This is a genomic window from Pseudomonas baetica, assembly GCF_002813455.1.
GTDB lineage: Bacteria > Pseudomonadota > Gammaproteobacteria > Pseudomonadales > Pseudomonadaceae > Aquipseudomonas > Aquipseudomonas baetica.
Genome location: NZ_PHHE01000001.1, coordinates 1,565,202 through 1,578,067, shown reverse-complemented (window position 1 = coordinate 1,578,067; position 12,866 = coordinate 1,565,202). Strand labels below are relative to the sequence as shown.

Annotated in this window: 13 protein-coding genes; 9 read left to right on the top strand and 4 right to left on the bottom strand. The window is 60.3% G+C overall.

Annotated features, from left to right (window positions below; all coding sequences use genetic code 11):
- Positions 1-58 precede the first annotated feature (58 nt).
- The 7 genes from ATI02_RS07260 to ATI02_RS07230 all read left to right on the top strand — a co-directional run bounded on the left by ATI02_RS07260 (position 59) and on the right by ATI02_RS07230 (position 7,273).
- Positions 59-997, top strand: coding sequence for a DMT family transporter (locus ATI02_RS07260; protein WP_100845872.1), 939 nt, complete (start codon positions 59-61; stop codon positions 995-997).
- Positions 998-1,215: 218 nt separating this feature from the next.
- A complete protein-coding gene (locus ATI02_RS07255) occupies positions 1,216-4,134 on the top strand; it encodes a monovalent cation/H+ antiporter subunit A (protein ID WP_100845871.1) in 2,919 nt (972 codons plus the stop codon).
- Complete coding sequence (locus ATI02_RS07250; protein ID WP_007910763.1) at positions 4,134-4,478, top strand: Na+/H+ antiporter subunit C; 345 nt, start codon at positions 4,134-4,136, stop codon at positions 4,476-4,478. The genes ATI02_RS07255 and ATI02_RS07250 overlap by 1 nt, the downstream gene beginning before the upstream one ends.
- Positions 4,475-6,154, top strand: a complete 1,680-nt coding sequence (locus tag ATI02_RS07245) for a monovalent cation/H+ antiporter subunit D (protein ID WP_100845870.1) — start codon at positions 4,475-4,477, stop codon at positions 6,152-6,154. The genes ATI02_RS07250 and ATI02_RS07245 overlap by 4 nt, the downstream gene beginning before the upstream one ends.
- Positions 6,151-6,639: a Na+/H+ antiporter subunit E gene (locus ATI02_RS07240; protein WP_100845869.1), complete on the top strand. Its 489-nt coding sequence runs from the start codon at positions 6,151-6,153 to the stop codon at positions 6,637-6,639. The genes ATI02_RS07245 and ATI02_RS07240 overlap by 4 nt, the downstream gene beginning before the upstream one ends.
- A complete protein-coding gene (locus ATI02_RS07235) occupies positions 6,636-6,914 on the top strand; it encodes a K+/H+ antiporter subunit F (protein WP_007910754.1) in 279 nt (92 codons plus the stop codon). The genes ATI02_RS07240 and ATI02_RS07235 overlap by 4 nt, the downstream gene beginning before the upstream one ends.
- Positions 6,911-7,273: a Na+/H+ antiporter subunit G gene (locus tag ATI02_RS07230; protein ID WP_100845868.1), complete on the top strand. Its 363-nt coding sequence runs from the start codon at positions 6,911-6,913 to the stop codon at positions 7,271-7,273. The genes ATI02_RS07235 and ATI02_RS07230 overlap by 4 nt, the downstream gene beginning before the upstream one ends.
- 135 nt (positions 7,274-7,408) lie before the next feature.
- On the opposite strand, the gene ATI02_RS07225 is transcribed toward ATI02_RS07230, so the two are convergent.
- Entirely contained in the window at positions 7,409-7,849 is a 441-nt protein-coding gene (locus tag ATI02_RS07225; protein WP_095187642.1) for a DUF3995 domain-containing protein, read from the bottom strand.
- Positions 7,850-7,942: 93 nt separating this feature from the next.
- Here ATI02_RS07225 and ATI02_RS07220 point away from each other — a divergent pair, with 93 nt between their 5' ends.
- Positions 7,943-8,329, top strand: a complete 387-nt coding sequence (locus tag ATI02_RS07220) for a DUF2946 domain-containing protein (protein ID WP_100845867.1) — start codon at positions 7,943-7,945, stop codon at positions 8,327-8,329.
- A 92-nt stretch (positions 8,330-8,421) separates the two neighbouring features.
- Positions 8,422-10,554 carry a TonB-dependent receptor gene (locus ATI02_RS07215; protein ID WP_100845866.1) on the top strand — a complete coding sequence of 711 codons (2,133 nt, stop codon included), beginning with the start codon at positions 8,422-8,424 and terminating at the stop codon, positions 10,552-10,554.
- An 89-nt stretch (positions 10,555-10,643) separates the two neighbouring features.
- Here the strand turns inward: ATI02_RS07215 and ATI02_RS07210 are convergent, their stop codons facing one another.
- The 3 genes from ATI02_RS07210 to ATI02_RS07200 form a co-directional block, all read right to left on the bottom strand.
- The gene (locus tag ATI02_RS07210) at positions 10,644-11,660 is read right to left on the bottom strand and encodes an ABC transporter substrate-binding protein (protein ID WP_095187639.1); all 1,017 of its coding nucleotides are present in this window, start codon (positions 11,658-11,660) and stop codon (positions 10,644-10,646) included.
- A 128-nt stretch (positions 11,661-11,788) separates the two neighbouring features.
- Complete coding sequence (locus ATI02_RS07205) at positions 11,789-11,986, bottom strand: hypothetical protein (RefSeq protein WP_095187681.1); 198 nt, start codon at positions 11,984-11,986, stop codon at positions 11,789-11,791.
- A gap of 8 nt (positions 11,987-11,994) precedes the next feature.
- Positions 11,995-12,465, bottom strand: coding sequence for a hypothetical protein (locus ATI02_RS07200; RefSeq protein ID WP_095187638.1), 471 nt, complete (start codon positions 12,463-12,465; stop codon positions 11,995-11,997).
- Positions 12,466-12,866: the final 401 nt, after the last annotated feature.

Below are 12,866 nucleotides of genomic sequence, written 5' to 3'. Positions count from 1 at the left end.
AGTATACTGCGCAACATTTGGCGCATTGTGCGTCGCTCTTTCTCCAGCGTGCAAGGACATGACGTCAGTGAATCGCCCCGATACCTCCCTTCGTTTCTCCCGTTTCAGCAAAGCCGAGTGTGTGCTGGTGCTGATCACCATGGTCTGGGGCGGCACCTTTCTGCTGGTGCAGCACGCGATGACCGTCAGCGGCCCGATGTTCTTCGTCGGCCTGCGCTTTGCCGCCGCTGCCGCCATCGTTGCCCTGTTTTCCTGGCGCCACCTGCGCGAACTGACCTTGTTTGAACTCAAAGCCGGCGCCTTCATCGGCGTGGCGATCATGCTTGGTTACGGCTTGCAGACGGTGGGACTGCAGACGATTCCAAGCAGTCAGTCGGCGTTCATTACCGCGCTGTACGTGCCGTTTGTACCCTTGCTGCAATGGCTGGTGCTGGGGCGGCGACCAGGTTTGATGCCGAGCATTGGCATCATGCTCGCGTTTACCGGGTTGATGCTGTTGTCTGGGCCGTCCGGGGCGTCGCTGAATTTCAGTCCCGGTGAAATCGCTACCCTGATCAGCGCCATCGCCATTGCCGCCGAGATCATTCTGATCAGCACCTACGCCGGCCAGGTTGATGTACGCCGGGTGACCGTGGTGCAACTGGCCACGACGTCGGTGTTGTCATTCTTGATGGTGGTGCCGACTGGAGAGGCGATTCCCGATTTTTCCTGGTTGCTGCTGTCGACTGCGCTGGGCCTCGGCGCGGCGAGTGCGGCGATTCAGGTGGCGATGAACTGGGCGCAGAAGAGTGTTTCGCCGACTCGGGCGACGTTGATCTATGCCGGTGAGCCGGTCTGGGCCGGGATTGTCGGGCGACTTGCCGGAGAACGGTTGCCGGCGATTGCGCTGGTGGGCGCCGGGTTGATTGTGGCGGCGGTGATTGTCAGTGAGTTGAAGACCAAGGGTAAGGCTGCCGTTGAAATTGAAGGCGCACTAGAGAACGACAACGGCAATTGAAAGCAAAGATCAAAAGATCGCAGCCTTCGGCAACTCCTACATTATTGGAATGCGTTTTCCTGTAGGAGCTGCCGAAGGCTGCGCTCTTTTTTCGCCGTTGAAACACGGCCAAACACAAATATCCAGACTACTTTGTAGGATTCTGAGACATCCTGGCGTTTGGTGATCGGGGAGCTGGCACGTATGATGCTTCACAAACTTCCGCAGATTAGAAGCCTATGTCCCTGATAGTTCTACTGCTTCTGCCATTCATTGGCAGCTGTCTGGCAGCGGTGCTGCCACACAACGCGCGTAATACCGAATCCCTGTTGGCAGGCCTGGTCGCTCTGATCGGCACCGTTCAGGTGGCAATGCTGTACCCGCAAATCGCCCACGGCGGCGTGATCCGCGAAGAGTTCATGTGGCTGCCCAGCCTCGGCTTGAACTTCGTTCTGCGCATGGACGGCTTCGCCTGGCTGTTCTCGATGCTGGTCCTCGGCATCGGCACCCTCGTCTCTTTATATGCCCGTTATTACATGTCGCCGGACGATCCGGTGCCGCGTTTCTTCGCGTTTTTCCTGGCGTTCATGGGGGCCATGCTCGGCTTGGTGATCTCCGGCAACCTGATCCAGATGGTGTTCTTCTGGGAACTGACCAGCCTCTTCTCGTTCCTGCTGATCGGCTACTGGCACCACCGCGCCGACGCCCGTCGCGGCGCCTACATGGCGTTGATGGTCACCGGTGCCGGTGGGTTGTGCCTGCTGGCGGGGGTCATGATCCTCGGCCATGTCGTCGGCAGCTATGACCTGGACAAGGTCCTGGCCGCCGGCGATCAGATTCGCGCACATGCCCTCTACCCCATCCTCTTACCCCTCATTCTTATCGGCGCACTCAGCAAAAGTGCTCAGTTCCCCTTCCACTTCTGGCTGCCCCATGCCATGGCGGCGCCAACGCCAGTCTCCGCGTACCTGCATTCGGCAACCATGGTCAAGGCCGGGGTTTTCCTGCTCGCGCGTCTGTGGCCATCGCTGTCCGGCAGTGAAGAATGGTTCTACATCGTCAGCGGCGCCGGCGCGTGTACCTTGTTACTTGGCGCTTATTGCGCGATGTTCCAGAACGATCTCAAGGGCCTGCTCGCCTACTCGACCATCAGCCATCTCGGCCTGATCACGCTGCTGCTGGGCCTGAACAGTCCGCTGGCCGCCGTCGCTGCGGTGTTCCACATCCTCAACCACGCCACATTCAAAGCCTCGCTGTTCATGGCCGCCGGCATCATCGACCACGAAAGCGGCACCCGCGACATCCGCAAACTCAGCGGGCTGATCAAACTGATCCCGTTCACCGCGACGCTGGCCATGGTCGCCAGCGCCTCGATGGCGGGCGTACCGCTGCTCAACGGTTTCCTGTCGAAAGAAATGTTCTTCGCCGAGACCGTGTTCATCAACGCCACGGCGTGGGTCGAAGCTGCGTTGCCGATTGTCGCGACCATCGCCGGCACCTTCAGCGTCGCCTATTCGCTGCGTTTCACCGTTGACGTGTTCTTCGGCCCGCCGGCCACCGACTTGCCGCACACCCCGCACGAACCGCCGCGCTGGATGCGCGCGCCGGTCGAACTGCTGGTATTCGCCTGCCTGCTGGTGGGGATTTTCCCGGCACAAATCGTCGGCCCCTTACTGGCCGCTGCAGCGTTGCCGGTAGTCGGCGGCACCTTGCCCGAATACAGCCTGGCAATCTGGCACGGTTTGAACGCGCCGATGATCATGAGCCTGATCGCCATGTCTGGCGGCATCGCGCTCTACCTGTTGCTGCGCAATCAGTTCAGACAGGGCCGCTTCAAATATCCGCCACTGGTAGGTCGCTTCAACGGCAAGCGCCTGTTCGAACGCAGTCTGGTGGTAATGATGCGCCTGGCACGACGGGTAGAGCGCCGACTTGGCACTCGGCGTCTGCAGATGCAGCTGTTCCTCGTGGTGCTGGCAGCGGTGCTCGCCGGCCTGATCCCGATGCTGCACAGCACCCTGAGCTGGGGTGACCGACCGAAGATTCCGGGCTCCATCGTCTTTGTCACCCTGTGGCTGCTGGCGATTGCATGCGCCCTCGGCGCCGCGTGGCAAGCCAAGTATCACCGTCTCGCGGCACTGACGATGGTCAGCGTCTGCGGATTGATGACCTGCGTGACCTTTGTCTGGTTCTCCGCACCGGATCTGGCGCTGACGCAACTGGCGGTCGAAGTGGTGACCACCGTGCTGATCCTGTTGGGTTTGCGCTGGTTGCCACGGCGGATCGAAGAAGTCACGCCACTGCCGAGCAGCCTGCGCAAAGCGCGAATTCGTCGTCTGCGCGACTTGCTGCTGTCGATTGCGGTCGGTGGCGGCATGGCGCTGCTGTCCTACGCCATGCTCACGCGGCAGACGCCAAATGACATTTCCTCGTTCTACCTCAGCCGCGCCATGCCCGAGGGCGGTGGCAGCAACGTAGTCAACGTGATGCTGGTGGACTTCCGGGGCTTCGATACCCTCGGCGAAATCACCGTACTGGTCGCCGTGGCGCTGACCGTTTTCGCGCTGCTGCGCCGCTTCCGCCCACCGAAAGAAAGCCTGCAACTGCCAGCCCAGCAACGTCTGTTGGCGCCCGACGTGGTCACCGATCTGGTCAACCCGCGTTCGGCCAGTGACACCGCACTCGGCTTCATGATGGTGCCGGCGGTGCTGGTGCGCCTGCTGCTGCCGATTGCGCTGGTGGTGTCGTTCTACCTGTTCATGCGTGGCCACAATCAACCGGGCGGCGGTTTCGTCGCCGGACTGGTGATGTCGGTGGCGTTCATCCTGCAATACATGGTGGCCGGTACGCAGTGGGTCGAGGCGCAAATGAGCCTGCGGCCACTGCGCTGGATGGGCACCGGGTTGCTGTTCGCCACCGCCACCGGGCTCGGGGCGATGGTGGTCGGCTATCCGTTCCTCACCACCCACACCTGGCATTTCAGCTTGCCGTTGCTGGGTGACATCCATGTCGCCAGCGCGCTGTTCTTTGATATCGGTGTGTATGCCGTGGTCGTGGGCTCGACACTGTTGATCCTGACTGCCCTCGCCCACCAATCGGTGCGTGGCCACAAGACCGCGTCTCTGCCCAAGTCCGTCGCCAGCAAAGGAGCCGTCTGATGGAAGAAGTCATCGCAATCGCCATCGGCGTGCTCGCCGCATCCGGCGTCTGGCTGATCCTGCGGCCCCGGACCTTCCAGGTGGTCATGGGCCTGTGCCTGCTGTCGTACGGCGTCAACCTGTTCATCTTCAGCATGGGCAGCCTGTTCATCGGCAAGGAGCCGGTGATCAAGGATGGCGTGACCCAAGACCTGCTGCATTACACCGACCCGCTGCCACAGGCACTGGTCCTCACCGCGATCGTCATCAGCTTCGCCATGACCGCGTTGTTCCTCGTCGTTCTGCTTGCCTCGCGCGGTCTGACCGGTACCGACCACGTTGACGGCCGGGAGCCTAAAGAATGATGGCGATGACTCACCTGATCGCCGCACCGATTCTGCTGCCGCTGCTGACCGCTGCCGTCATGCTGATGCTCGGTGAGAAGCACCGGCCGCTGAAGGCGAAAATCAACCTGTTCTCCAGCCTCGTCGGCCTGTTTATCTCGGTCATGCTGCTGCAATGGACGCAGACCACCGGCGTGCCGGGCTCCATCGGCGTGTATCTGCCGGGTAACTGGCAGGCGCCGTTCGGCATCGTGCTGGTGGTCGATCGCCTGTCGGCGTTGATGCTGGTACTCACCGGGATCATCGGCGTCAGCGCCCTGCTCTTTGCGATGGCACGCTGGGATGGCGCGGGGTCGAGCTTCCACGCATTGTTCCAGATCCAGCTGATGGGCCTGTATGGCGCATTCCTCACGGCGGATCTATTCAACCTGTTCGTGTTCTTCGAAGTGTTGCTCGCCGCTTCATATGGCTTGTTGCTGCACGGCTCGGGCCGGGCGCGGGTGTCGTCGGGGCTGCATTACATTTCGATCAACCTGCTCGCCTCCTCACTGTTCCTGATTGGCGCGGCATTGATCTATGGCGTCACCGGCACGCTGAACATGGCCGATCTGGCGCTGAAAATCCCGCTGGTGCCGGAAGCCGACCGTGGCTTGCTGCACGCTGGCGCGGGGATTCTGGCGGTAGCGTTCCTGGCCAAGGCCGGTATGTGGCCGCTGAACTTCTGGCTGGTGCCGGCCTACTCCTCGGCCAGTGCCCCGGTGGCGGCGATGTTCGCGATCATGACCAAGGTCGGCGTCTACACCCTTCTGCGCCTGTGGACGCTGCTGTTCTCCGGCCAGGCCGGGGCTTCGGCGTTCTTCGGTGGCGACTGGCTGATCTACGGCGGCATGGCGACCATCGCCTGCGCGGCGCTGGCGATTATTGCCGCCCAACGTCTGGAGCGCATGGCCAGCCTGAGCATTCTGGTGTCGGCGGGGATCTTGCTGTCGGCCATCGGTTTCGCCCAGCCGAACCTGATTGGTGCGGCGCTGTTCTATCTGGTCAGCTCGACACTGGCGTTGAGTGCACTGTTCCTGCTGGCCGAATTGATCGAGCGTTCGCGCTCGGCCAACGAAATCCCGCTGGAAGATGAAAGCGAATTGCTGCCACGACCGCAGGAATCCCTGCAACCGCCCAAGGGCATCAACCTCGACGACGAACAGAAAGCCGTGGTCGGTCAGGTCATCCCATGGACCATGGCGTTCCTCGGCTTGAGCTTCATTGCCTGCGCCCTGCTGATCATTGGCATGCCGCCGTTGTCCGGCTTCATCGGCAAGCTCAGTCTGATCGGCGCGCTGCTCAATCCACTGGGGCTGGGCAGCGGGGCGCCGATTTCCAACGCCGCATGGGCGTTGCTGGCGCTGCTGATCCTGTCCGGGCTGGCCTCTTTGATGGCGTTCTCGCGCTTGGGCATCCAGCGCTTCTGGACGCCAGAGGAGCGCCCTTCACCGCTGTTGCGCAAGCTTGAATGCGCGCCGATTTTCCTGCTGTTGGGATTGAGCATCGCTCTGACCTTCAAGGCCGAACCGCTGCTGCGCTACACCCAGGCCACTGCCGACGCGCTGAACAACCCGCAGCAATACGTGATGGCGGTGCTCGGCACCCGCGCCGTACCGAGCCCGGAAGCCCGGACAGCCTTGCAGGAGGTGCAGCCATGAAACGTGTATTTCCTGCCCCGTTGCTGTCCATCGCACTGTGCGTCTTGTGGTTGACGCTGAACCTGTCGATCAGCCCCGGCAATCTGCTGCTCGGCGCCATACTGGGTTTCGCGGCACCGTTGATGATGCGCAAACTGCGTCCTAAACAGGTGCGCATTCGCCGTCCGGGAACGATTCTGCGCCTGTTCATGATCGTAGGGCGTGACGTGGTGATGTCCAATCTGATCGTCGCCTGGGGCGTGCTCAACGCCGGCCGCCGCCCCCCTCGTTCGTGCTTCGTCAAAGTGCCGCTCGAGCTGCGCGATGCCCACGGCCTGGCGACGCTGGCGATGATCTGCACCGTAGTGCCCGGTACGGTGTGGTCAGAGCTGGCGCTGGATCGCAGCATTCTGTTATTGCATGTCTGGGATCTGGATGACGAGGCGCAATTCATCGAGCACTTCAAGAGCACTTACGAGCGGCCGCTGATGGAGATTTTCGAATGAGCCCATTACTGTCGAACGCAATCCTGCTGACGCTGTTCCTGTTTTCATTGGCCATGGTGCTGACCCTGGTCCGCCTGTTCAAAGGGCCTTCGGCGCAGGATCGGGTACTGGCGCTGGACTATCTGTACATCGTCGCGATGCTGATGATGCTCACCCTGGGCATTCGTTACTCCAGTGACACTTACTTCGAAGCGGCGCTGCTGATCGCGCTGTTCGGCTTCGTCGGCTCATTTGCCCTGGCGAAATTCCTGCTGCGTGGCGAGGTGATCGAATGAACGCGGAGTTGTCTGTTTGGGTTGAGATTCCGGTGGCGATCCTGCTGGTGCTCAGCGGCGTGTTCGCCCTGATTGGCGCGACCGGATTATTGCGGATGAAGGATTATTTCCAGCGCATGCACCCACCGGCGCTGGCGTCGACGCTGGGGGCGTGGTGTGTGGCACTGGCGTCGATCATTTGCTTTTCAGCGTTGAAATCCGGGCCGGTGCTGCATGCCTGGCTGATCCCGATTCTATTGGCGATCACAGTGCCGGTGACCACGTTGCTGCTGGCGCGGGCGGCGTTGTTCCGCAAACGTATGGCCGGGGATGATGTGCCGGCAGAGGTCAGCAGCCGCCGTACGGAAAGCGGTAGCTGACCCAGCAGTTTTGTGTTGCCGGGTCCACCCTCTTCGCGAGCAGGCTCGCTCCCACAATTGGAATGCGATCCCCTGTGGGAGCGGGCTTGCCCGCGAAGAGGCCTGCCCTGCCAACCACACACATCCCTATCAGACTCAGACCCAAGCCACCGCCAACAACCCCGCCCCCAAGCCCAGACACAACGGCGAATACACCCAGGTATCCAGCCGCGCAAACCGTGACCCTTTCACTTCCTTGAAAAACCCCACCAGATGCGAATCGCCAATCGCCCGGGCAAACATCAACAATGCAATCGCACTGATCACCCATTGCAGCGCTTTGTGATGCATTGCCGGCATTCCCCAGCCGACCCGCAAACACACCAGCGCGGCAATCACCAATAACGCCCCCGCCACCAGCAACGTGATCCAGCCCGACGGCTTGAACGCCGGGCGCATCGTTTTGACAAAACCTTCCACCGGCACTTGCGGCACCGCCGCCACCGCCGCCCACTGCCCACCCAGCGCCCAGTACACATGCACCAGGGCGATTACCGCGAACGTTGTCACCAGCCATTGAGCCAACACAAAGGTCATGGTTGAAATCCTTGAAAGGGATTTGAACAAATCATCCTAGTCGGCTTTTTTTCAAGTGCACGACCGATCAGCGGTACGGTAAAGTGCCGCCCCATGAAATTCTCCTGTTCCGATCGCTCACTGCTGGCCTGGATGCTTTATTGCTGCGTCCTGTTCAACGTGTTCGCCTGCAGCATCGGTCACGGACAAATGGTCGGCATGCAGCTCAACGGTATCGGCGGCCAGTTCTGTACGGTGGACCCGGCGACACAAGCGCCGCTCACCTCCAATCCTTCCGAAGAAAAACTGCCAACCCTGTCCAAAGCGTTCGGTTGCCCGTTGTGCTCCATCGGTGGCATGGGCCCGGCGTTCAACTCCAGCGTGACCCTGGCGATCCTGCCGGAACAACACAGCCCGCCGCTGGCGCCCATCGTCAGTGCCGACCTCCCTGCCCGCTTTACCTGGCCCTCGGCCAACCCTCGCGCGCCCCCGCTCGCCTGAGTGTTCTTGCCTTTTTGATTTGTCAGCCCACTGCGCCAACGCGCGGCGTTTGCCTGTGCGCTGATTCCTAGACAAGCATTCAGGATTCAATCATGAAACAACTCACTTTGCTGGCGAGCCTGTGTGGCTGCCTGTCCGTTAACGTCTGGGCGCAATCCACCGTGGATCTGGCGCCTATCACCATTGACGGCGAGTCCGGCACCGAGCCGGGCCTGAGCCTGGAGCAATCCAGCGGCATGGCCTCGCGCCTCGGTTTGAGCGTGCGCGACACGCCCGCCTCGGTCGCCATCGCCAATCGCAACGACATCGAACGCCACGGCGCGCAAAACTTCCAGGATGCCGCCAACACGCTGCCCGGGGTCAACGCCAGCGCACCGCCTGGCTTTGGCGGCTTCGTCTCCTATCGTGGCTTCACCAGCAGCCAGATCACGCAGATGTTTAACGGCATCAACGTGTCCGGCGGCCTCGCCCGCCCCGTGGATGCATGGATTTACGATCGAGTTGAACTGGTCGGCGGTCCGTCGTCGCTGATCAACGGCGCTGGCTCTGTCGGTGGGTCGTTGAATTACGTGACCAAACTGGCAACCCGCGACGAACGGGCGGTTGAGGGCCGTGTCAGCTACGGCAGCCATGACACCACCGAAACCGCCTTCGGCCTCAACCATGCGTTGACCGACCCGAGCAGCGACGTGCAGCACTACGCGCGACTCGACGTCAGCCACAACACCAGCAACGGCTACATCGACCGGCAAGAGCGTGATGCCTGGAGCGTGGCGTTTTCGCTACTCAGCGACCTGACGCCGGACCTGTCGCACACCCTTGCCCTGGAATATCAGGATGAGCACGAGGACAGTCCGTATTGGGGCACGCCTGTACTCAATCCCAAGGCCGGCGAGTTGAAGATTGATAAACACAACCGCTTCAACAACTACAACGTCGCGGACGGTCGCTATGAACAGCGGACGATCTGGGTGCGTTCGATCATCGACTACCGGATCAACGACAGCACCACCCTGCGCAACACGCTGTACCACCTCGACAGCCAGCGTGACTACCGCAACCTCGAAACCTATCAGTACAACGCCGACAACTCGGCGGTAAACCGCTCGACGGCGTATCAGGTGCGACATCAGGGCGAGCAGAACGGCAACCAGTTCGAACTGCGGCATGACAACACGCTGTTCGGTCTGGATACGACGTGGTCGGGTGGCTTTGAGTACAAGGTCAATCAGACCACCAACTATCCGTTGAACATCAAAAACGCGAATACGGTGAACCCGAACAACTATCGGCCGGGGCGCTTCTACGACATTCCCGGCACCCACCCGGCCCTGATCAGCGACAAGACTAACGAGGTCACCACCAAAGCGCTGTTCGTGGAAAACCGTCTGGCATTGACCGACAAACTGTCGCTGCTCACCGGTCTGCGCTACGACGACATCGGCCTCGACGTAACCAACCACCGCGCCGTGACCGCGAGCAATCCGCGTCACCTCAAGCGCCGTTGGGAACCGGTCACTGGTCGCGCCGGCCTGACGTATCAGTTCATTCCATCAGCCAACGTCTACGTGCAATACAGCACCGCTGCCGAGCAACCGAACGGCACGCAGGACTTTGACGTTTCGACCGGCAAGCAATGGGAGATTGGCAGCAAGTTCGACTATCTGAACGGCCGTGGCTCGGCAACGGTGGCGGCCTACACCATCGAGCGCAAGGACTTCGCCGTCACCGATCCCCTGGACCCGACCAGCAGCATCCCGGTCGGTCAGCAGACATCAAAAGGCATCGAGATTGCCAGCTCATTGCGCATCACCGACAAACTGCTGGCCGAGGGCAATTTCGCCTGGGTCGACGCGCAATACGATGACTTCACTGAAAAGAATGCCGCAGGTGCAGTGGTATCGCGCAAAGGCAACACACCGACCAACGTGCCGGATCGGGTCGGCAACCTGTGGCTGACCTATGATTTTTCGCCGCAATGGCAAGGTGGGGTTGATGCGCGTTACGTGGCGTCGGTGTTTGCCGATAACGCCAACACCATGACCGTGCCGTCTTACACGTTGTTTGGCAGTTTCCTCAGCTACAAGGTTGATTCACACACCACCGTCACCGGGCGGGTACGCAACCTGACCAACGAGGTGTACGCCGAGTTTGCACATGTTTCGCCGGCGTACTATTTGGGTACGCCGCGCACCTTCGAGTTAGCGGTGCAAACGAAATTCTAGAAGCTTCGCGAGCAAGCCCGCTCCCACATTTGGAATGCAATCCCCTGTGGGAGCGGGCTTGCTCGCGAATAGGCCGGTAGTCTCAACCCTTATTTCAAATCAGCCGACACCTTATCCGCCACATCCTTCGGCAACCATGCCTGCCACACATCCGGGTGCGCTTTCATGAAAGCTTCTGCTGCCTGACGCGGCGCCGTGTGCTTCTCGCTCATCTCGGCCAACGCCTTGTTCAGCGGCTCGATCGGAAAATCGACCTTGCTGAAGAACTCGGAAATTTCCGGATACTGCTTCTGAAACGGCGTAGACACCCCGATCGACAGCTTCGACGCCAGCGAGCGGGTCGGTTTCGGATCGGGATTATCGGCATCGGTCAGCGTCTTCCAGGCCTCGGCATCAAACGGCGGCTCTTCCAGCTGCACCAGTTTGAACTTGCCCAGCAACGGCGTGGGTGACCAGTAATAAAACAGCACCGGTTTACCGCGACGGATCGACGAACTGATTTCGGCATCCAGCGCCGCGCCCGAGCCGCTGCGGAAGTTGGTGTAGTCGTTCTGCAAACCGTAAGCTGTCAGCTTCTGTTTGTTGACCACCTCCGACGTCCAGCCGATCGGGCTATTGAGGAAGCGCCCCTTGCTCGGGTTTTCCGGGTCCTTGAACACGTCCTTGTACTTTTTCAGGTCACTGACACTGCGCAAGTCCGGTGCCAGCGGCTTGATGCCCTTGGCCGGATCACCCTTGATCACGTATTCCGGCACCCACCAGCCTTCGGTGGCGCCCTTGACCGTATCGCCCAGGCTCACCACCTTGCCTTCGGCTTCCGCCTTGACCCACACCGGGCTGCGCCCGGCCCACTCCTCGCCAATCACCTGGATGTCATTGTTGGCCAGCGCGGTTTCCAGGGTGATGGTGGTTCCGGGCAAGGTGTCGGTTGGCAATCCATAACCCTTCTCGACGATGATCCGCAGAACATCGGTGATCAGGCTGCCGCTTTCCCAGTTCAGGTCGGCAAAATGGATCGGTGTCTGTGCCGCCATGGCCGATTGCGCTGATGTCAGCAAAGCCAATGTGGCCAGGCCCGCGGCCAGCAACCGTCGAAATCCGTTCATGCTTTTGCACCTCGTGCTGTTCACAGCAATAGCAGGTTGGCCTGACAGAAGACCGCAAGCCTCTGAATACTCAGTCAACTGACTGTAGCCGAGGTTCCTGCTTTTTCCGGGCCCAATCCCGGACGAGGTTACGAATCAGACTTTTCCTGCAAGCTTTGCAGCTCGCGTCTGACCATGCTGGCGTATTCCGCTGGACGCAGGGAGTAGATCTGCGCAGCCACCCACCCCAGCCAGGCGCCCCGCTTCTCGGCCTTGGCAGCGAACAGACGCAGGGCCTCTTCTCGCGCACTGTCGAGGTGTTGCGAATGGAAGTCGGCCCGACTCATGTCGCCGGTCACTCGCTGGCCTTGAAGGTCGCCAGTTCGCCCTTGCGCCACTTCGCGGCTTTGCCGGTGACGGCTTTCAGGGTTTTGGTCAGGCCTTCCTGCAATTGCTCATTGGCGGCGAACACGGTGACGACGCTGTGACCTTCCTTGAACAGGATCGCGTGGCCGTCAGCGGTGTCGACGAAGGCGTAGTCGCCGATGCCATAGACCGTCAGTTTGATTTCGCGAAAACGGATATCCAGCTTGCCGCCTTCACGACTGGGCAAGACCGACGCACTGAAATGATCACCGACCTTGAGCTTGAGCCCCGGTTTGTCATCGACCACCAAAGCACTGTCGGTGTCGATTTCGGCTACATAAATGCCTTCGGCGTTCTGCTCGGTGATGTAAACAAAACGTGATTGAAACAGCTTGACCAGCTTTGCGCGCAAATCACCCAACACAAACAAAGCATGCATATCGAGGTTACTGACTGCCAAAGAAACATCCCCACATCTGAAAAAGAACCGCACACGGAAAACGCGCACGGCAAAAATACGGCCAGGCCGATGGAACTGCCAAATGACTCAAAAAAACCCGAACGCAGCAGAAAGCTCGTTCAACGCGAGGGTTGCAAGACTACTGGATTGTCACTCGCGAAACTCATCCCTGAGTCGCCAAAGCTCGCAGGAAAATTCCTCACATGCTCTCAGAGATAGCTGACTACAAACTTTAGGGACAATTCTCACGAAAAAAAGCACTTTTCCGACATATCGCTCGCGAAAAATTGCTTTAGATAAGCCCTGTCGTCAACAGGTACTGGCGATTCTAGAGCAGCGATGCTCCTCACGACTACCCGAAACGGCCAGTAAATATCGGCCTACTGATGAAAAGGACTTCA